The sequence below is a fragment of the Microbulbifer discodermiae genome (assembly GCF_040742695.1).
Taxonomy (GTDB): domain Bacteria; phylum Pseudomonadota; class Gammaproteobacteria; order Pseudomonadales; family Cellvibrionaceae; genus Microbulbifer.
In genome coordinates, this window is sequence record NZ_JBFLAB010000037.1 from 21683 (window position 1) to 42041 (window position 20359).

The window sequence follows — 20359 nt, forward strand, 5'->3', positions numbered from 1 at the left end:
CGGACGATTGTTATGCCTATACATTACAAACTGTCTTTAATCGTCACAAAATCATCAAGCTCGAATCTCTGGGAGGACAGACTAACGAATAAAGCAGTCTGTATTTTAGTTGACAATACAATACTTCGATGATAAAAAATTTTAATCCAAATATCTGCACTCCTCTCGCAACCAGGTTGCTGACAAAGTCTTCCATGGTTTCTCAGGCTCTCGTTTACAACTCATGCCCAAAACCATTCACGATAAATCAAGCAGTCATATGCTGGATTCGCGACCCAAACCTCCCGTTCTGGACAACAGACTGTTGACAAAGCTCTATTCAGTAACTTTCCAATGAGCTCTTGTATCGAAAACTTTCAGATCATTATCGAAGTCGCTAGCTTTTATTGGTCCGGCAATTAAATAAATTTCCAGGTTAATACGATATAAGGATACACCACCGTCGAGAGAGACAGCCGCAAGTCCTGCCAGGTAATTGTGCGGCCATACTGGGGCGACCACTTCCTGCGGACTTAAATCCGCTTTCAACAATATTTATATTTGATGCCTTGCTTCTTCACTCAGCCGTTGGCAGGTCATCAGCATTGCATGCTCTGAACCGAAAAAAGCGCATTGTCAACTATTGCCCCCTATCCCTAGCCGATTGCAATTACTATCCAAATCAGGCCTGAGCATTTTGGCCACGAAGGCCGACACCACCGCAAAAGGGGTACCACCTTTGCCCCAAGCATAAACTGGTCATCCTGATACACTGGAGCCAGTTTAAACACCGAGTCCCACCGCCTACACAGCGCTGATTTTTGATATTGCTGCAGGGTGTCGGGACCGTGGCCGTAACGGCCACCAGGGTCGGGCGGGAAACCGCACGGCCTCCCTGACTTGGAAAGGCGTTTAATGTTACAGGATAGCTTTGGCCGCAGGTTTTACTACCTGCGCCTGTCCGTCACGGACATCTGCAATTACCGCTGCAACTACTGCCTGCCCGAGGGCATCGGCTGCGGGCGCTCCCTCAAGGGTGAAAATCCCCTGTCGGTATCGGAAGTGGCCACCCTGGTGCGCGCTTTTGCCTCCCTGGGTACGGAAAAGGTGCGCCTCACCGGTGGTGAGCCCTCCCTGCGCAGGGACCTGGTGCCGCTGCTGGAAGCGGTGCGGGCCAGTGACCGTATTCGCCGTCTCGCCCTCACCACCAACGGCTACCGGCTGCCCAGCCAGATCGATGCCTGGCACAACGCCGGCCTGGACCAGATCAATATCAGCATCGACAGCCTCGATCCCGCGCAATTCCGCCAAATCACCGGCCGGGGCCGCCTGGAAACAACCCTGCGGGGCCTGGATCGGGCCCTGGCGCTGGATATAGACACCAAGGTCAACGCGGTTCTGCTGCGCCAATACAACCTGGACGAGCTGGAAAACTTCCTCGCCTGGATTCGCGAGACCCCGGTGACCCTGCGTTTTATCGAACTGATGCGCACCGGCGATAACCGCGAGTTCTTCGCCAGCAACCATGTAGCCGGCACCGATATAGAAACCCTGTTGCTGCGGGAAGGCTGGGAGCAGGTGATCCGCAGCCGCGATGCCGGTCCGGCGCGGGAGTATTTCCACCCGGATTATGCCGGCCGTATCGGCCTGATTACCCCTTACGGCAAAGATTTCTGTGCAAGCTGCAACCGATTGCGGGTATCGGCCCAGGGCAAGCTGCACTTGTGCCTGTTCGCCGACCAGGGTTTTGATATGCGCGAGATGATAGCCGCCGGCGACAGTGAAGCCCTGGCTGCGCATATCCGCGAGTTGATTGACGGCAAGACCGCCGGTCACCAGCTTCACGAGGGCTTCACCGGTGCCACCCGCAATCTGGCGATGCTGGGGGGCTAGGGGCAATGGCCAGGGCTGTTGTTGGCAAAACGACAATCGGCGTGGTGCTGGCCGGCGGTCGCTCCCGCCGTATGGGCAACGACAAAGCTCTGCTGGCACACCCCCAATCCGGCAATTTTCTGCAACATGCCGAGACTTTATTGAATGAACTGCCGCTGGAAAAAGTCGTCACCAGCGGCGCCCGCCCCGGAGCGATTGAAGACCTGGTGCCAGAGCGGGGTCCACTGGGCGGCCTTTATTCGGTGGCTCTGATAACCGGAGCCGACGCCGCCCTGGTGATCCCAGTGGATATGCCTCTGCTGAGGCGTGAGCACCTGGCAGAGTTATTGGCAGAGGGACAGGCAAGTGGTCGGCCCTGTTATTTTGAAAACTTCTTTTTTCCCCTATGGCTGCCTTTGAATAGCGACTGCCTGGATTATTTGCGCCACGCCGTTGAGGGCAGTGTGCGCAATTCTGTTGGCGCGCTACTGCGTCACCTGGGCGCCAAATCCATACCCATAAAAAGTGCCGGCGATTGGCATCGCAATATCAATACGCCGGCAGATTATCTCGGCTTGAGTACGCCGGATAAAACTCCAGAAAACAGTTTTTTGAGAGAGCACTGATGATGTCCGCACACGCTAGCAATGAATTCGTACCGCTCAATATCGCGGTACTCACTGTATCCGATACCCGCACGGCGCAGACGGATACCTCCGGCCAGTACCTGGTGGAAGCCCTCAAAACTGCCGGCCACCGGCTCGCGGACAAGCGCATTACCCCGGACGATATTTACCAGATGCGCGCGGTGGTTTCCGCCTGGATTGCGGACCCAGAAATACAGGTGGTGCTGGTGACCGGTGGCACCGGCTTTACCGAGCGCGACTCCACCCCGGAGGCCCTGAGCCCGCTGTTTGATAAAAGCGTCGATGGCTTCGGCGAGCTGTTTCGTCATATCTCCCTGGGGGAGATCGGCAGCTCTACCGTGCAGTCCCGCGCACTCGCCGGCCTGGCCAACCGCACACTGATATGTTGTATGCCCGGTTCCACCGGCGCCTGCCGCACGGCCTGGGAAGGCATATTGCTGGAGCAGTTGGATGCCCGCCACAAGCCCTGCAACTTTATCCCGCATCTGCGCTTTGCCAGTGCGCCCTGCGAGAGCCGGGGGTAATTCGTGAGCCAGTTAACCCATTTAAACCAGCGCGGCGAAGCCAGCATGGTGGATGTCACCGGGAAAGACATCACCGACCGCAGCGCCCTGGCCGAGAGCCGTATCTGCATGAGTGCAGAGGCTTTTGCATTGCTGACCCAGGGGGCTCACAAGAAAGGCGATGTCTTATCTATAGCTCGCATCGCCGGTATCCAGGCTGCCAAGAAAACCCCGGATTTAATTCCCCTGTGCCATCCACTGGCGCTGACCAAGGTGGCAGTGGATTTCGAATTGCAGCCGGAAAAAAACCGTGTGCATATCACCGCTTTCTGCCGCCTGGCCGGGCGCACTGGGGTCGAGATGGAAGCGTTAACCGCAGCTTCGGTAGCGGCATTGACTATTTACGATATGTGTAAAGCCGTGGATCCGTCTATGGAAATCGGCCCGACCCGCCTGCTGCAAAAAACCGGCGGCAAGCGCGGTCACTGGCGCGGCGATGGCTTGGACAAAACGTAAAAATTTCAGAGGTAAAAAGTGATGGTGAAGGTTCTGTTTTTCGCGCGCCTGCGCCAGCAGTTGGGCAGGGAAGAAACTATCCTGGCAGATTTTTCCGGCAGCCTCGGTGACCTGCGCGAAACCCTATGTGAGCAACACCCGGATTGGCGCCCACACCTGCAACGGGAGGATATCCGTATGGCGCTGAACCATGCGCTGGCGAACACCGGGGACCGGGTGCGGGCCGGGGATGAAGTCGCATTTTTCCCGCCGGTCACTGGCGGCTAATGGTGTCCGTATGGAAGCCGTTGATCGTATCGCAGTGTGTGAAACACCGCTCGATGTGGCTGGCGAATATGCGGCTCTGCAGGGTAGCAGCGGCGATGGTGCCTGCGCCCTGTTTGTGGGCAACGTACGCGATTTCAATGCCGGTCGTGATGTCTGCGGCCTGGCCCTGGAGCACTATCCGGGCATGACCGAAAAAAGCCTGCAAGGCATTATTAGCGATGCGCGCAGCCGCTGGCCTTTGGGTCGTGTGACCATTGTTCACCGGGTTGGCCCCATGCAGATCAACGATGAGATTGTTTTTGTCGGCGTCACCAGCCCCCACCGCCAGGCCGCCTTTGCCGCCTGCCAGTACATCATGGACCGCCTCAAAACCGAGGCAACTTTCTGGAAGCACGAAACCATTTCAGATCAGTCCGGTAACACCTTGCAGCGCTGGATCGAGGCCCGTGCGAGCGATGCGGCGGAGATGGAAAAGTGGTCCGCCGGCTGAACCTGCTGCTGGCCGCTTTACTGGTGGCTATCGCGCTGCCAGTGAATGCGGATAACTGCACCTTGCGAGTAGCGGTAGCGGCCAGCTTCCGCCCGGCGCTGGAGCAGGTGTTGCCGGAATTTGGCCGTCGCCATGCCTGCCCGGTCCAGCTCAGTAGTGGCAGTTCCGGTGTGCTCTACCAACAGATAGCACACGGCGCCCCCTTCGATTTATTCCTATCCGCCGATCGCGAGCGTCCCGAACTGTTGGAAAAACAGGGCGGGGCACTGGACAACAGTCGCCGGACTTACGCCCTGGGATTGCTGGCGCTCTGGCACTCGAAGTCAGAATCGAATATCGAACAGCTAATACAAACATGGCCCGATAAAATCGTATTAGCTGACCCCAAAGTAGCGCCCTTCGGCAGCGCCGCCCGGCAGGTATTGGAAAACCTGGGCTTATGGGAGAAAAAACATACCCGGCTGGCCCGAGCCCACAACGCCGGCCAGGCCTACTTAATGCTGGATTCCGGCAATGCGCAGTTGGGCTTTGTCGCCGCCAGCCAGATGCGCGCAGCCGGGCGCACTAACTTCTGGCTGCTGCCACAACATTGGTATCAGCCGATTGAACAGCAGCTGGTGATTCCCATTCAGAGCCGCCATTCCAAAAAAGCACAGGCCCTCGCCGATTATTTGCGTTCCCCGGAAGTGCAGGCGCAACTGCGCCGCCTGGGTTACGGTGTTTTACCGGCACAATATCCACGGAAAGATGGAGGGAGCGGGCTATGACCATCGCCGGTTCCGACTGGCAGGCCCTGTGGTTGACCTTAAAACTGGCCGGGCTGACGACTCTGCTGCTGTTTATGATTGGCGTGCCCCTGGCCTGGCAGTTGAGCCAGTGGCAGAGCCGCTGGCGTCACGCTATCGAAGTCTTGATTACCCTGCCACTGGTATTGCCGCCGACGGTGCTGGGCTTTTATTTGCTGTTGTTGTTTTCCCCCAATTTCGCCCCCGGTCAGTGGTTGTCACAGCTTTTTGGTGGCCCATTGGTATTTTCTTTCACCGGCCTGGTTTTTGCCTCGGTGATTTATTCCCTGCCGTTTATGGTACAGCCGCTGCTGGCCGCCTTTCGCGCCAATGGCCAGCGCCTGACCCAGGCCGCCGCTGCACTGGGTATTCCACCCTGGTTGGCGCTATGGAAAGTACTCCTGCCCGCAAGCCGCGCGGCAATCGTGAGCGCCTGTGCGCTGACTTTTGCCCACACATTGGGTGAGTTTGGCGTGGTGCTGATGATCGGTGGCGCGATTCCCGGTGAGACCCAGGTGGTTTCCATCGCGCTCTACCAGCATGTGGAAACGATGGAGTATGGTGCGGCGCACCGTCTGGCCCTGGTGTTAATGGGGCTGACCACCGTACTCTTACTGGTGGCCCGTTGGCTGGGATATGCCCTGGCGCCGCGCAGCTCGAATGCAGCGCCCGCCAGGCCGGTGGCGGGGGTATTGGGCTAATGGAAATCTCCCTGCCCCTGTCCGGTACCACCACCACTGTCCCTGACTCCACCGGGCTCAGCGTCCAAAGGCTGGTGACCTCCTTCAATGCTGCTACTCCCTGGCAATTACGCCTGCCGGCCAGCGGTGTTTTCGGCTTGACCGGCCCCTCCGGCGGCGGCAAGAGTACATTGCTGGCGGCCCTGGCCGGCCAGCGCCGCTGCCGCGGTAAAATCTCTTTTGCCAATACCGCCTGGCAGCGTGGGCGCCGCGCACTGTCTACCCACAGGCGCGCGCTCTCTCTGGGGTTTCAGGACAGCCGCCTGTTTGCCGGGCAGTCGGTGGCAGACAACCTGGCGCTGGCCCGCCGCTACAGCCGCAGGCCATTGCCCGGGGAGGAGTGTGATCAGCTGCTGACGGCTTTTGGTATTGCGCCACTGCTACATCAGCCGGTAGAGCTATTATCCGGTGGCGAGGCCCAGCGGGTGGCACTGTTGCGCCAGCTGTTCCACAATGCACCTCTGCAGTTGTTCGATGAGCCACTGTCGGCAGTGGACCGGAACCAGGTACTCCGTCACCTTCTGCCGACCCTGAGGGATTTCTGGGCCCGCCATCCGACACTGGTAATCTGGACCAGCCACGACTTCGACGAGATACAATTACTGGCTCAGCAGTGCCTGTGGATGGCGTCTGCGGATTTGTCCGCCCCGCTGTCCCTGGCGGAAGCGGCCCGGCTGCTGGACTTCGGTACACTGGGGGAGAGCTGCCACAGCCGTATCGAAGCGCGGGTGGAATCCCTGCACCATGGCCTGCTGAGTTTGGATTTGGGTGGGGTTCCTCTCTTTGGGGACAGGGTCGCCGGCCACTATCGCAAAGGCGAAACGGCGACTTTTCTGCTGCAGGCCGGGGATATCAGCCTCAGCCTGGAGGAACCGGGCCCGTCCAGTATTTTGAATTGCCTGCCGGTGACTCTAGCTGGAAAACAGAATCTGGCCGATGGCCGCATACGTCTGCAATTAACTGCCGCAGGGCAGATGTTGTACGCGGATATTTCCCGCCTCTCTTATGAGCGGCTGCAGCTGCGCCGGGGGAAAGGCTACTTTGCCCAGTTTAAGGCGGGAAGCCTGCTCGGTCTTTAGCGGGCTGTTGAAAAAATATTTTCGGCATTCTGCTTTGCCGAGCAGGGATGTTCGAGCCGCAAACCCGGCTTGAGAAAAGCCGGGGAAGATTTTTCCAGCAACCTGTCAGAAGTCGGTTATCCGGGTATCGAGGAATTACGTTGATCAGTCACAAACAGCGCGCCCGCTACGGCCGCCAGATTATGTTGCCGCAGATGGGCGAACAGGCGCAGGAAAAGCTCGCCGCCGCCCGCGTGATGGTGGTGGGGCTGGGGGGCCTGGGCTGCCCGGCGACCCTCTACCTGGCCGCTGCGGGGGTGGGCGAACTGCACCTGGTGGACGGGGACACTGTGGAACTCTCCAACCTGCAGCGTCAGGTGTTGTACAAAACCAACCACCTGCACAAGCCCAAGGCACAGGTGGCGGCGCAGCAATTGCAGGCCGCCAACCCGGACATCCGCATAGTGCCGCACCTGTGTATGGCCACCGAACCCTGGTTGCAGCAGCAGTTGGGGGGCATCGACCTGGTGCTCGACTGCACCGACAATATGGCTTCCCGCTTCAGTATCAACCGCGTCTGCCGCGCCCTGGGGATACCACTCATCCTGGCTTCGGCACAGGGCTTTTCCGCACAGCTGGTCACCTTTGATTTCCGCCAGCCGGATTCGCCCTGCTACGCCTGCCTGTTCACCGAAACAGAAACGGAGCCGGGCGGCAATTGCGAAACCCTGGGCGTGCTGGGTCCTGTGCTGGGTGTGATCGGCAGCGCCCAGGCGCTGGAGGCGATCAAACTGATTGCGGGGCTCACCCCCGCCAGCCTTAACAGGTTGCAGCTGTTCGAGGCGGAAACCCTGGAGTGGCGCAGGCTGAACCTGGGCGAGGCGCGCTGTGACGCCTGTAGTGGGAAGGCCGGGACCCCGGGCTAGGGCCCATCGACCCTAGCAGGCTGTTGAAATTCGAAGAATTTCGACGCCTGGTGCCGGAATATGGATGTTCCGGCAAAATCAACGACGCCTAAGTCGTTGATTTTGGGAGAAAAGTGAAAATCACATTTTTCGCTTTTCGTGTTTTGAAACAGGCAGGATGCCTTTTTCAACAACCTGCTAGGGACCCTCTACTGAAGTTTTTCCGAGTGGTAGGCTTTGTACAGCTCCACCGGTCTGGCCTGTTTCTTGCGCAGACGCAAATTGAGCACTTCCACCGCGATGGAAAACGCCATGGCGAAATAGATATAACCCTTGGGCACATGGACCTCGACCCCTTCGAGGATCAGGGTGAAGCCCACCAGAATCAAAAAGGAGAGTGCCAGCATTTTCACCGTTGGGTGCCGCTCGACAAATTCACCGATGGGCCTGGCGGCCACCAGCATTACCGCCACGGCGAGAATAATTGCAATGGCCATGATGGAGATCTGATCCACCAGCCCCACCGCTGTGATAACCGAATCCAGCGAGAAAACAATATCGAGGATGGCGATCTGCACCAGCACCATGCCGAAACTCGATACTGCCCCGGACCCGGAACCCCCGTCGGCGCCCTCCAGGCTGTGGTGAATCTCGTGGGTGGCTTTGAACAGCAGGAACAGGCCCCCACCAATCAGTATCACGTCGCGACCGGAAATTTCGTGCCCGAAGACGCTGAACCAGGGCTCCACCAGCCCCATGATCCAGACGATGGAAAACAGCAGTCCCAGGCGGGTGAGCATGGCCAGGGTCAGACCGATAAAACGGGCGGGCTCGCGCTGCCGGGGCGGCAAGCGGCCGACCAGAATCGAAATAAAGATGATGTTGTCGATGCCCAGAACGATTTCCAGGGCCGCCAGGGTGGCCAGTGCTACCCAGGCTTCCGGGCTTGCCATCCATTCGAACATTCGATCGCTCCTATTCGCAGCGTTGCTGTTAATGCGGCAATCAAACCGATGGTCTGCCATCGAGTTGATTCTTGCCCTGGAAATCCTGCACAGCTGGGCGCGACCGGTGGGATTTCAAGGATCTGCGCCGGCACAGTGGGGAAACCCTGATCCAATTCCCTGCGCTGGCAGTTGGCAACGCCAGGGATTGCTAAGAGTCCTCCGCGAGCCAGGCCATGGCCTGCTCCCGATCCTCGAACAGGCGGGCCTCGCCACCGATGAACCAGGAGGCCGCTTTGGTGGCGACTTCCTGCCAGCGCTCATGTCCCACCACTGCAATTCGTTTGAACTGGCGCCCGTGCTTGAGGCCGAATTTCAGGTCGTCCCAGGCCGCCCGCGCCTCCCACCCTTCCAGTTCGGTGGCATCGACCAGCACGTTGATCTGGGGGTGTTTAACGCCAACCAGGGCCGACTCTACCATGGGCACCATGATCTCGTAATCCCCGTGGGTGAGTTTGCCGCGTGCACTCAGGGACAGGAAAAAGTGCTCGCCCCGGCCCTCGATACCCACGGAAAGTCCATGCCGCTTTACGTCCATATGCATTCTCCATCTGCGATTTAAAAAGGGATTTGCGTACCTGCGTCACCAACCCGGGCCGGGAAAAGCCAGGGCGGGCTTTTTCGATAAGCTGTTATCCGTTGTCGGGGTCTTGCGACACTGTGGCCGGCTGCCCACAGTTCCAGCAGTAGTCAAACGCCGCACCGTTTTGCTCGCCGCAGCCGCGGCACACCCATTCCGCCCCGCTTGAGTCTTCATTGTCCCGCAGCAGCTGCTGGGCGCGTTCGTAGTCCCGCTCCCGTTCCAGCCACAGCTCCGGCCAGGCCTGGTGCGGTGCCAGCTCACCGGTGGCCCCCTGGGCGTATTCATTGCGCAGGAATACGGGGATACCGGCAACTTCGAGCTTGCTCTTGGCAAGCTCGACCAGCAAACGATTTTCGTGGGTAAAAATCAGGCGCGAAGACATGGCAGTTCCCCCAGGTTCCAACGCCCAAGTGGGTGGGCTAGCCATTGGATTGTAAGCGCTCCCCAGGTGAGGGGAAACCTCGACGGCTATCACCGCGACGGAATGGCAAGGCAAAGATGGCTCCGGCCTTCGCTATCACCTCAACAGCGATAAACCGCCGGGTTAACAGTGGCTGTGCCCAGTCAACCGCGGGGCCGCAGCAGCGGCCCGGGGCAGGTTTTTACAAGCGGCGCAGAACCAAGTCTCTTAGCTGAGATCGATCCAGGTGGACTTGAGTTCGCAGTACTTGTCCAGCGCGTGCAGGGATTTGTCACGGCCATTGCCGGACTGCTTGAAGCCGCCAAAGGGAACTGTGATGTCACCGCCAAAGTAATTGTTCACCCACACGGAACCGGCGCGAATATCCCGCGCCAGGCGGTGGGCGCGGCCCAGGTTCTGGGTCCAGATCCCGGCGGCCAGGCCGTAGATGGAGTCGTTGGCGATCGCCAGGGCCTCCGCCTCGGTTTCGAATTCGATCACCGCCAGCACCGGGCCAAAAATCTCCTCCCGGGCGATGGTCATGGAGCCGTCGACACCGCGAAACACCGTCGGCTGGTAGTAGTGACCGCCCTCCACGGCTTCCGCCGCCGCACCGCCACAAACCAGTTGCGCACCCTCTTCGATACCTTTGGCCACATAGTGTTCGACGGTGTCGAACTGGCCCTTGTCGATCAGGGCCCCCATAACCGTGGCCGGGTCCTGTGGGTGGCCCGGCGCGAAGCGCTCACTGGCCCGCTTCACTTTCTCGATAAATTCCCCGGCGATGGATTTTTCCACCAACAGGCGGGAGCCGGCGGTGCAGGTCTCGCCCTGGTTGTAGAAAATCGCCAGGGCCGCCGCTTCCGCCGCCTTGTCCAGGTCCGCATCGGCAAATACGATGTTGGGGCTCTTGCCCCCCAGCTCCAGGAAGGTGCGCTTGAGGTTGGACTGGCCGGAGTATTCGGTGAGGGTTTTGCCCACCTCGGTGGAGCCGGTGAAAGTGAGGCAGTCGATGTCCATGTGCAGGCCCAGGGCCTTGCCGAGGCTGCTGCCGGGCCCCGGAAGCACATTCAGCACGCCGTCCGGCAGACCGGCCTTCCGCGCCAGCCCCGCCAGTTTGATAGCAGTCAGGGGCGTACTGGAGGCGGGCTTGAGAATCACGCTGTTGCCGCTGGCCAGTGCCGGGCCCAGTTTCCAGGCGGTTGTGGACAGGGGGAAGTTCCAGGGCACTATGGCGGCCACCACCCCCAGCGGCATGCGGGTGACCAGGCCCAGCTCGGCGGGACCCGTGGGTGCGACTTCGTCGTAGATCTTGTCGATGGCCTCGCCGCTCCAGCGGATGGTGGTCGCCGCGCCGGGCACATCGACACTCATGGTGTCGCTGATGGGCTTGCCCGCGTCCAGGCTCTCCAGCAGGGCTATCTCCACCCGGTTTTCTTCAATCAGTTCGGCAAAACGCACCAGAATCTTCTTGCGCGCCATGGGCGGCATATGGGACCAGACACCGGATTCGAAAGTCTCGCGTGCCACCTTCACCGCCACTTCAGCGTCCTCGGGGCCACAGCTGGCCACCTGCGCCAGCTCGCGCCCATCGGCGGGGCTATAGGTTGCCCGGGTGCTGCCGGACAGGGCATCGACGTAGGCGCCGTTGATGAAAGCGCGCCCCTCTATCTCCAGGGTGTCCGCGAGGGCCAGCCACTCCTGCAGGGTTGTCGGGGTCTTGTGGTGTTCTGACATGGCTCACCTCGATAGAAACTGAAGATTTATTTGGTTTATACCTAAAATGTGATCACAAATCAAAAGGCGGCCTAGGATTCACTGCCCGGATCGAGGGCCTCGAAAGTACCCTCGTCACGATTCTTGCGCGCGCCGGGAATGGGGAAGACGCGGTTGTGGAAGGCGATATAGAAGCCGGGCGCCATCAGTCGCGCCGCCAACAGCGCCTCTATCACATTCTGCCGGGCGTCGGAGTCAATAAACCCCATGGGTTTCATGGCCCCGGTAAAGACCACCGGCACCGGCGGGGTGCCCAACTTGCGATAGCAGTATTCAGCGGAGTTGGACATGGTATCGGTACCGTGCAGTACGACGATGGGGTCTCCGTGCCCGGCGGTGGCCTGAATCGCATCGGCGATCAGGGCCCGGTCACTGTCGTCCATCTCCAGGGAATCCTTGTTGAGGATGCTGTCCAGCTCCAGGCAGGTGTAGGGCAGGCGCAGGCCGGCAATCAGGCCCTCGCGAATAATGGAGGCGCGATTCTTGAGGGTACCCTCCTCCTCGCAGTAGCTCTTCTCGATGGTACCGCCGGTGGTGAGGACGCGGACTGTGGTGGTGGGGTTTGGATCGGTCATCGCTTGTCTCCACTGGGCCTGGGGCCTGTCGGCGCACTGTTGCCGCAAGCTGGCGGCATCATAGTGCCGAGCGCCGGTGGCGACAATACGATTGGCCCCGCGTCTTCGCCACCCTGCAGCAACAAGAGTCAGGCAACATGGGTCTGGATCCGCAGCCAGTCCTCCTCCAGTTGCATCGCCAGCCGGTCGCCGCTGTGCAGGGTGCCCACGCCGGCGGGTGTTCCGGTGAGCACAAGGTCCCCGGGCATCAGGGTGAAGTAGCCGCTGATATAGGCCACCAGATCCAGCATCGGCGTAAGCATATGCCCAGTCTTGCCCCGCTGGCGCAGCGCATCGTTCAGCCACAGGGAAAAACTGAGGTTGTCCCAGTCCGGCAGCCAGTCGAGCTTCAGGAAGGGCGACACTGGGCAGGCGCCGTCAAACCCTTTGGCCTTTTCCCAGGGGTGGCCGGCCCGCTTCAGCTCTGTCTGCAGATCCCGCAGGGTCAGGTCCAGCGCCAGTCCCAGACCGGCGATGGCCGCGGGCACGTCGGCGCTGTTGGCACCGCTCAGCTGCCGGCCGATCAGCAGCGCCAGCTCCCCCTCGAAGTGACAGTCCCCGCGACCTACCGGCAGGTGAATGGGGTCCTCTATATCCACCGCGGCGGTGGCGGGCTTGATAAACAGCAGCGGCTCCTCCGGTACCGGGTTGTCCAGTTCGGCGGCGTGGGCGGCGTAGTTGCGGCCGACGCAGACGATCTTGCCCGGTACAGCCGGCTCACAGGCGGTACCGCAGGTGAATCTGTGGCGATACATGGAAACCCCCTTAGGATAGACATTTCGCTTAAAGCTTTTTAGGCCGCATGTGGTATGATCGCGCCCTCGCCGGATTCCCGGTCTTCTCTATCGCATCCCATTACCCATGGTCAAGAGAGTTTATATGGCTGCGCAGATCTCATTGCAAAAAGACAAGATCCGTATTCTGTTGCTGGAGGGCGTACACCAGTCCGCCATCGACCTGTTGGGCTCGCGCGGCTACACCAATGTGACCCATCTGAAAACGTCACTGCCGGAAGACGAGCTGCTGGAGCAGGTGGCGGACGCACACTTTATCGGTATTCGGTCCCGCACGCAGCTGACCCGCAAAATTCTGGAGCGCGCCCCCAAACTGATCGGCGTCGGCTGCTTCTGTATCGGCACCAACCAGGTGGACCTGAAGGCAGCCACGGAGCTGGGTATCGCCGTTTTCAATGCGCCCTATTCCAATACCCGCAGCGTGGCGGAACTGATCATCGCCGAGACCATACTGCTGCTGCGCGGCATACCCTCAAAGAATGCCGTGTGCCATCGCGGCGGCTGGCTCAAGTCCGCCGCCGGCGCCTACGAGGCCCGCGGCAAAACCCTGGGTATCATCGGCTACGGCGCCATCGGCTCGCAGTTGTCGGTGATGGCCGAGGCCATAGGGATGCGGGTGGTCTTTTTCGATGTGATCACCAAGCTGCCTCTGGGCAACGCCCACCAGTTGGCTTCCCTGGACGAGCTGCTGGCACAGGCCGACGTGGTGAGCCTCCACGTACCCGAACTGCCGTCCACAAAGATGATGATGGGCGAGGCCCAGCTGCAGCGTATGAAACCCGGTGCCATACTGCTCAACGCCTCCCGCGGCACAGTAGTGGATATAGACGCGCTGGCGGCTGCGCTGGAAAGCGGTCATCTCGCCGGCGCCGCCATCGATGTGTTCCCCCAGGAGCCGCGGGGCAACGACGAGGAATTCCGCTCGCCCCTGCGCGGTATCGACAATGCGCTGCTGACGCCGCACATCGGAGGCTCCACCGTGGAGGCACAGGAAAATATTGGTACCGAGGTGGCCGACAAGCTGGCACTGTATTCCGACAATGGCACCACCACCAGCTCGGTGAATTTTCCCGAAGTGGCGCTGCCGGGCCACGCCGGGGTGCACCGGTTGCTGCATATTCATAAAAATGTGCCCGGTGTGCTGGGCGCCATCAACCAGGTGTTCTCGGAGAACAACATCAACATCTCCGCCCAGTATCTGCAAACCAACGAAACCCTCGGCTATGTGGTCATCGACGTGGACGCTGAATATTCCGACCTGGCGCTGGAGAAACTGAAGAATATTCCCGGCACCCTGCGCTGTCGCGTGTTGTTCTGACGGCTGGATCCGGCTGACATCACCGCGGTTATTGCGGTAAAATTGGCGACATCCGCACCGGGCCGTTTAACCGCCGCCCGGTGCCGCCTCTCCCCCGCTCCGATCTGCGAGTTACCGTGAACAATAGAGACGATTACGCCACCGGCCTGCTTGCCGGCATTTCCGCCTTTCTTTTCTGGGGGCTGGCGCCGCTGTACTTCAAGCTGTTCGCCGACATCCCCGCCACCGAACTGCTCGCCCACCGCAGTATCTGGGCACTGGCGCTGGCACTGATCATCATGGCGCTGATGGGCAAGTTGCGGGGTTTGCGCAGTGTCCTGGGGGACAGGCACAAGATGCGCACACTGGCACTGTCCGCCCTGCTGATCGGCAGCAACTGGCTGGTATTTATCTGGGCCATCACCAACGACCATTTGCTCGATGCGAGCCTCGGTTATTACATCAATCCGCTGATCAATGTACTGTTGGGTGTGCTGGTGCTGGGGGAGCGGCTGCGCCGCCTGCAGTGGATCGCCGTGGCGCTGGCGGCCACCGGTATCGGCTGGTATCTGCTGCAGTTCGGCCGACTGCCGGTGGTGGCGCTGTTCCTGGCACTGACGTTCGGCTTTTACGGCCTGGTACGCAAACGCGCACCGGTGGACAGTCTCACCGGCCTCGCGGTGGAGACCCTCTATATACTGCCGCTGGCCCTGGCCTACCTGATCTGGAGCGGCAGCCCCAGCAGCAACCCCCTCAACAACAGCTGGCAGCTGAACAGCCTGCTGTTGCTGGCCGGCCCCGTCACCCTGACACCGCTGCTGCTGTTTAATATTGCCGCGCGGCGGCTGAACCTGTCGACGGTGGGATTTTTGCAATATATCGCCCCCACTCTGCAACTGCTGGTGGCGGTGACACTGTTTCACGAGCCGTTCGACCACAACCTGCTGCTGACCTTCACCTTTGTCTGGCTCGGCCTGGCGCTGTACACAGGGGATGCCCTGGTCCTGCGCAGAAAGCAGCGGCAACAGCTTGCCTGAAGGGACCGGCTATTTATTGGGTTGCCATTAGTACCTTAGGCCCGCCCCGCTTTTCCTCAACTGGCATCGGCAACGTCTGGTGTCGCCTGTCTCAGGGTTCGATAAACCAAGCGATAGCAAACCCAGGCGAGCGATGTCCCGAATGCACACAGCAGCATGACACCGCCATACCCGGATCCGCTCACCAGAATATAACCGGCAACGGCTGGCGCAACGGATTGCGTCAGCCCCTGTGCGGCCGGAACCAGCGCCGCATAGCGGCCACTGTGATCGATATTGCCAAGCGTGCCCAACTGGAAGATATCGATAAACAGCCACATAAAATTAAACAGCGTGGCACCAATCACATAAGAAACGGGATTGATATCGAGGGCCAACCCCACCAGCAGTACGGTCATGATCGCCAGTGCCCACAGCAGGGGCTTCGACTGGCCGTAGCGATTGCTAAGCCAAGTGGCAATGGCACAACCACTCAGAGTGAACAAAGTGCCCAGTGCCAGGGTATTGGCGATAAAATCGTCGCTGAGATTGGCGTCGACACCAGCCCGTTCGATAAATGCCCAAAATGCACCGACGTTGATATACACCGCCGAGACGGCCGCCAGGCACACCCAGGGAACCCAGCGCGGCAGGTACAGTAAGGCGCCGGAGTCGGTGGCCGCGACTTCCTCTCCCCCTGCCGCTGTTTCTATGCCGCGAGCGGGCAACCACTGAACAAAGGCGGCCACCAGAGCAAAAGCCGCGCAGAAAAACAGAAAGATTCCATTTACACCCCAGCGATCGGAAATGGATGGAAAGGTGTAAAGTTCAATAGCGTTCACCGCCACCAGCGCAAACAACAGGATGCTGTAGTTGCGACCTGTGTGGTGGGACCCCGCCAGAGTTGCCACACCCAGAGCGTAACAGACTCCACCGCCGATGCCCGACAGAACCCGCACGACTACCAGCGACTCGAAGTCCGTAATAGTGGTCGACAGATAATTGTTGGCGATGGCCAGTGCTATTCCAAACAGTGCCATCCACTGTCGATTGATACGGGTCAGCAGCAGCGATGTGGTAATCGAAGCGACAAAAATCCCGAACAGATCCGCCGATGCCAGCCAGCCCAGCTGCTGCTCATCAAACCCTAAAGATTCCGCCATGGCGCCCACCAGCATGGGCATACCGATAAACACGGCGTTCCCCACAATACTGATGACCACCGCCGCGGTGATGGTCCTGGGCCGATCAAAAATGGCCTGGGTGGATAGATCACCCGTGGTTGAAACAGACGCGGCATCAGACATAGCGGGCTCTGGGGTTATTGATCTAATTCTTGCGGCGCAGTACCGGCAGTGGCAGCAGACGTTGCTGTTCCGGCCAATATTCTCACTACCAGAGGCTGACAGTGCCAGAAACCGGCAACGAAACCCATCCCCCCAACAGGGGAGTTGGAAGCCTAAGCCCTATGCCTGAAAGTAGTGTTCCAGCGGATCTGCACCCCTGTGCCCCGCGTTGGTGCGGACAGAGTCGATAAAGAGATAAAACAGCTCCGACTGAGAGCTGATATCCAGTTTTTGGTAAATGTTTTTGCGGTGGTGTTTGATGGTCTCCTGACTGTTGTCGAGCTTTTGCGCAACGGACCTCATTGAATGTCCATGCAGCAGGAGGTAAACAATGTCGCACTCCTTTGGCGTCAGGATGGATTGGCCGAAATTCTGCAGGGCCTGATCCAGATGCTCCTCAAAATTATTGTTGTCGTGACTCTGGGCCTGCGACCACCGCAACAAAATACTACGAACAACCGGCTCGATAGTTTTCAGGTTTCGCAAATCCGCAGCGGAGAAAACCCGGGTGCTCTGGCGACGGGCCAGTGAAACGCTGACCAGCGTGCCCTGACTGTCTTTAAACAGATAACAAATCTCGTCGATCAGGCCGGTTTGCTGGTAATAGAGACTGAAGTATTCCGATTGTTCAAATCCGGCTGGCGCCACATCGCTGAGACTGAATACCCCTTCAACCCCCTGATCAATGGCCGAGCGGTAGTAGGGATCGAGGACATAGGCCGCGTTCTCATAAAGGGCAACATGGTGGGACCTGTTCTCATCCGCCTGTAATCGATCGTGAGTCACCTGAGCGCCCCGACCCTTGGGATAACGCAGCACCATACCGGGACTGCTGTCCAGCAGTTGTTCCAATTCCCTGAGCAGTTCGCCGATGGCTTCGTTATTGAAATCCTTATCGATGATGCCGGCCAGGGTTCGAGACCAGGCTGCGTCGAGGATGGGCAAAAGTCAGCTCCAGGATGTCCCCCCTTTGGGGGATCTACAGAAAGTGGGAAAGCTGTAATAGTCAGCAAAACGAAAAAACCATAGCAATGATTAACCCGGTGAGCAAGAAGCGCCTCCAAGTCTAATTGGATGTCACGGGAAAAAAACAACTTCGACCAGGTGCAATTGACTGATTCCCCAGACCCGTACCGGCTGATTTCCGGTGACAGCAGGGCCTGGGCTTTTCAATTCATCTGCTAGCGTTTTTCCAGCGGGAAAATCGGCCAATAAACAAAAATTCAGGTTTTAAGGAGAAGAATATGAACCCGCGTTACAACCTGGCAGCGGTCAGCACCGCTCTGGCCATCTGTTCCCCATCCGTCCTGGCCGCCCAAATCGAAGAGGTTATGGTCACCGCCCAAAAGCGGGCTGAGTCTGTCAATGACATAGGGGTTTCCGCCAGTGCGTTTTCCGGCGATCAGTTGCAACAGGCGGGTATTGATTCTGCTGTGGACCTGGGTGGCCAGACGCCGGGCCTGGTTGCAGTAAACTCCACCTCCGGGGGAACACCTATATTCGCAATACGCGGTATAGGGCTCGACGACTTCAGTGCAAACAATTCCAGCGGTGTAGGCGTCTATACGGATGAAGTCTTTGCCAGTAGCCCCGCTTACCTGGGCGGGCAACTGTTTGATATCCAACGGGTTGAAGTTCTCAAAGGCCCGCAGGGTACCCTCTACGGTAAAAACACCACCGGCGGTGCCATCAACTTTATTACCAATAAACCCACAGATACATTGGAAGCCTACCTGGAAGCGGATTACAGCAGCTTCAATACGCTGGAAGTCACCTCCGCAGTGTCCAACGCTCTGAGCGACAGTGTTCGCGGCCGTCTCAGCATCAACTATGTCAAATCCCAGGACGGCTGGCAGCAGGACGAGGTGACCGGGGAGGAATTTGGCCTGCAGGATCGGTTTGCCATTCGCGGACAGCTGGGTTTCGACTTTGGTGAAAACGGCGATGGAAATCTGCGCGTCTACTACAACCAGGACAAATCCAAACCCCTGTCTCCCGACAGTGAAGGTATTGGGGATGCCCTGCTGCTGCCGGATTTCAATGTGCTTAATTCCCCCGATGATCCGCGCAAAGTCAGTGTTGGCAACCTGGACGTGGATCGCGACGAGAGAGGCAGTGGCATAGCGCTGACCCTGAACTACAGTTTCGAGTATTTCGACTTTGTGTCTATCAGTTCCTGGGACAGCTACCGCCGGGACATCGTGGACAATTACGACGGCACAGCCGCCTCCACCACCACTCTGCTGCAGGATAACGACCTGGCTCAATGGGCACAGGAATTTCGCCTGGTGTCTAATAGCAGCGGGGGTTTTACCTGGGTGGCTGGCGTGAATATTTCCAACGAGCTGGTTGATGCCGTCGATATCTTCGATGACTCCTTCCTGGTCACCGACTCCGTGGCCAATGGTGTGCTCAATCCGGCAGATATCAGTGCTTTTGAGCTGGACCAGTTTATTTCCGACTATGAACAGGAAACCGATTCCTACGGTTTCTACCTGCACACTGAAACCGATATTACCGATACCACAAGCCTGATTGTGGGCCTGCGCTACTCCTATGACCAGCGCGCTTTTAAGGGTGAGGACACCAACCTCAGCTTTGGGGAGATTTTTCCCATTGTTTCACTGGATGAAAGCCACGACGAAGACGCGCTTACCGGAAAAATCGGCCTGGACTGGGACGCCACTGACAATCTGATGGTCTATGGCAGTGTTTCCACCAGCTATAAAAGCGGCGTCTACTATGGGGCCGCGGTGGTGGACAGCGATGCCTGGAGCTACATTGAGCCGGAAGATGTGCTGGCTTACGAGGCGGGCTTTAAGTGGAGCCTGTTCGACAGCAGCCTACAGCTCAACGGCGCTGTGTTTATGCTGGAATACGAAAATCGCCAATCCCTGTTTACCTTCACCTCCGATGAATTCAGTGAGCTGCTGGGTGTACCGGTATTGGATACCACCCTGGCCAGTATTCCGGAATCCGAAACCCGCGGTTTTGAGTTGGACATCCACTGGTTGCCTACGGATTCTCTCACCATCCAGGCGGGCGTCGCCTACCTGGATGCCGAAGTGACCAAAGCACCGGGAATCGATGAGCTGCGCGGTATCAATCCCGACCCGAGTGTGAACGATATGGCGATTGTCGACGGCACAGGTTTTATCGATGCGCTGGGTGCCGGATTAACCGCCGGTACTCCGCTGTCGCAGGCTCCGGAGTGGAGCTACAATGGTTTAGTGGCTTACGAAACACCGGTGAGCAGCGACTGGAGCCTGCGTCTGCAGACCAGCTACAGTTGGGCCGACAGTCAGTTTGCTCAACTGGCTGACAGCAACGCCGAGTACGGACCGGTTGAAGACCTGGGTGTGCGTGTTTCCCTGATTCATGTGGATGAAGATCTGAGCTTTAGTCTCTGGGGGCGCAACCTCCAGGACGATGATTCTGTGACTTATGCCTTCACCGGTTTTGCGGGTCGCACTGTCTATCGCCAGCAGCCAACCACCTATGGGGCAAGTGTTAAATACAGCTTCTTTTAATTGGACCCACAAGCCATTAACCCGACAGGCAGGCAAATAAACAGCGGGGTTAATTACAGTGGAGATTGTGGGGCGGCCCGGGTCGCCCTTTTCTAGCAGGCTGTTGAAATTGTCCCGCATCATCAGCGGCTTTGATAAAATTCTCGTACGATAAAAACTAGGTCTTACTCCGACATGCGTGGCGCTGATATCACTCAAGAAGCTCTTTTTACAACGGTACACCTCGAGAGCTTCGTG

General features: G+C 58.7%; 21 protein-coding genes and 1 riboswitch. Of the genes, 13 read left to right on the forward strand and 8 right to left on the reverse strand.

The annotated features are described in order from the left end of the window. Positions 1–755 precede the first annotated feature (755 nt). A riboswitch (molybdenum cofactor riboswitch) is annotated at positions 756–906 on the forward strand. The 10 genes from moaA to AB1S50_RS13360 all read left to right on the forward strand — a co-directional run bounded on the left by moaA (position 895) and on the right by AB1S50_RS13360 (position 7783). Continuing rightward, positions 895–1872: a GTP 3',8-cyclase MoaA gene (moaA, locus tag AB1S50_RS13315; protein WP_367151284.1), complete on the forward strand. Its 978-nt coding sequence runs from the start codon at positions 895–897 to the stop codon at positions 1870–1872. It overlaps the preceding riboswitch by 12 nt. A 5-nt stretch (positions 1873–1877) precedes the next feature. Then, positions 1878–2477, forward strand: coding sequence for a molybdenum cofactor guanylyltransferase (gene mobA / locus AB1S50_RS13320; protein ID WP_367151286.1), 600 nt, complete (start codon positions 1878–1880; stop codon positions 2475–2477). 2 nt (positions 2478–2479) lie between these two features. Then, the gene (gene moaB, locus AB1S50_RS13325) at positions 2480–3022 is read left to right on the forward strand and encodes a molybdenum cofactor biosynthesis protein B (protein WP_367151308.1); all 543 of its coding nucleotides are present in this window, start codon (positions 2480–2482) and stop codon (positions 3020–3022) included. A 3-nt stretch (positions 3023–3025) separates the two neighbouring features. Beyond that, the gene (gene moaC / locus AB1S50_RS13330; protein WP_367151287.1) at positions 3026–3517 is read left to right on the forward strand and encodes a cyclic pyranopterin monophosphate synthase MoaC; all 492 of its coding nucleotides are present in this window, start codon (positions 3026–3028) and stop codon (positions 3515–3517) included. A gap of 21 nt (positions 3518–3538) precedes the next feature. After that, positions 3539–3784, forward strand: a complete 246-nt coding sequence (locus AB1S50_RS13335) for a MoaD/ThiS family protein (RefSeq protein WP_367151288.1) — start codon at positions 3539–3541, stop codon at positions 3782–3784. Between the two features lie 10 nt (positions 3785–3794). After that, positions 3795–4274 carry a molybdopterin synthase catalytic subunit MoaE gene (gene moaE / locus AB1S50_RS13340; protein WP_367151289.1) on the forward strand — a complete coding sequence of 160 codons (480 nt, stop codon included), beginning with the start codon at positions 3795–3797 and terminating at the stop codon, positions 4272–4274. Beyond that, positions 4259–5041, forward strand: coding sequence for a molybdate ABC transporter substrate-binding protein (modA, locus tag AB1S50_RS13345; protein WP_367151290.1), 783 nt, complete (start codon positions 4259–4261; stop codon positions 5039–5041). Before moaE ends, modA begins: the two co-directional genes overlap by 16 nt. Continuing rightward, positions 5038–5760: a molybdate ABC transporter permease subunit gene (gene modB / locus AB1S50_RS13350; protein WP_367151291.1), complete on the forward strand. Its 723-nt coding sequence runs from the start codon at positions 5038–5040 to the stop codon at positions 5758–5760. Before modA ends, modB begins: the two co-directional genes overlap by 4 nt. Further along, complete coding sequence (locus AB1S50_RS13355; RefSeq protein WP_367151292.1) at positions 5760–6878, forward strand: ATP-binding cassette domain-containing protein; 1119 nt, start codon at positions 5760–5762, stop codon at positions 6876–6878. Before modB ends, AB1S50_RS13355 begins: the two co-directional genes overlap by 1 nt. Before the next feature lie 140 nt (positions 6879–7018). Further along, the gene (locus AB1S50_RS13360) at positions 7019–7783 is read left to right on the forward strand and encodes a HesA/MoeB/ThiF family protein (RefSeq protein WP_367151294.1); all 765 of its coding nucleotides are present in this window, start codon (positions 7019–7021) and stop codon (positions 7781–7783) included. Positions 7784–7971: 188 nt separating this feature from the next. On the opposite strand, the gene AB1S50_RS13365 is transcribed toward AB1S50_RS13360, so the two are convergent. The 6 genes from AB1S50_RS13365 to AB1S50_RS13390 form a co-directional block, all read right to left on the reverse strand. Next, complete coding sequence (locus tag AB1S50_RS13365; protein ID WP_367151295.1) at positions 7972–8727, reverse strand: TerC family protein; 756 nt, start codon at positions 8725–8727, stop codon at positions 7972–7974. A 190-nt stretch (positions 8728–8917) separates the two neighbouring features. Continuing rightward, positions 8918–9304: a SpoIIAA family protein gene (locus AB1S50_RS13370; protein ID WP_367151296.1), complete on the reverse strand. Its 387-nt coding sequence runs from the start codon at positions 9302–9304 to the stop codon at positions 8918–8920. A 94-nt stretch (positions 9305–9398) separates the two neighbouring features. Then, positions 9399–9731: a putative signal transducing protein gene (locus tag AB1S50_RS13375; protein ID WP_367151297.1), complete on the reverse strand. Its 333-nt coding sequence runs from the start codon at positions 9729–9731 to the stop codon at positions 9399–9401. A 246-nt stretch (positions 9732–9977) separates the two neighbouring features. Beyond that, the gene (locus AB1S50_RS13380; protein ID WP_367151298.1) at positions 9978–11486 is read right to left on the reverse strand and encodes an aldehyde dehydrogenase; all 1509 of its coding nucleotides are present in this window, start codon (positions 11484–11486) and stop codon (positions 9978–9980) included. A 71-nt stretch (positions 11487–11557) separates the two neighbouring features. After that, positions 11558–12100, reverse strand: coding sequence for an asparaginase domain-containing protein (locus tag AB1S50_RS13385; RefSeq protein ID WP_367151299.1), 543 nt, complete (start codon positions 12098–12100; stop codon positions 11558–11560). Positions 12101–12228: 128 nt separating this feature from the next. Continuing rightward, positions 12229–12894: a fumarylacetoacetate hydrolase family protein gene (locus AB1S50_RS13390; protein ID WP_367151301.1), complete on the reverse strand. Its 666-nt coding sequence runs from the start codon at positions 12892–12894 to the stop codon at positions 12229–12231. Between the two features lie 124 nt (positions 12895–13018). Between AB1S50_RS13390 and serA the strand changes: the two genes are divergently transcribed. After that, positions 13019–14251 (forward strand): phosphoglycerate dehydrogenase, encoded by a 1233-nt coding sequence (gene serA / locus AB1S50_RS13395; RefSeq protein WP_367151302.1) that lies wholly within the window; start codon positions 13019–13021, stop codon positions 14249–14251. 116 nt (positions 14252–14367) lie between these two features. Then, complete coding sequence (gene rarD, locus AB1S50_RS13400) at positions 14368–15267, forward strand: EamA family transporter RarD (RefSeq protein ID WP_367151303.1); 900 nt, start codon at positions 14368–14370, stop codon at positions 15265–15267. A gap of 56 nt (positions 15268–15323) precedes the next feature. Here rarD and AB1S50_RS13405 read toward each other — a convergent pair whose 3' ends face one another. Both AB1S50_RS13405 and AB1S50_RS13410 read right to left on the reverse strand, forming a co-directional pair. Then, positions 15324–16553 (reverse strand): MFS transporter, encoded by a 1230-nt coding sequence (locus AB1S50_RS13405; protein WP_367151304.1) that lies wholly within the window; start codon positions 16551–16553, stop codon positions 15324–15326. Between the two features lie 159 nt (positions 16554–16712). Beyond that, on the reverse strand, positions 16713–17537 hold the full coding sequence (locus tag AB1S50_RS13410; protein WP_367151306.1) for a helix-turn-helix transcriptional regulator: 825 nt from the start codon (positions 17535–17537) through the stop codon (positions 16713–16715). 299 nt (positions 17538–17836) lie between these two features. Between AB1S50_RS13410 and AB1S50_RS13415 the strand changes: the two genes are divergently transcribed. Further along, complete coding sequence (locus tag AB1S50_RS13415) at positions 17837–20122, forward strand: TonB-dependent receptor (RefSeq protein WP_367151307.1); 2286 nt, start codon at positions 17837–17839, stop codon at positions 20120–20122. Positions 20123–20359: the final 237 nt, after the last annotated feature.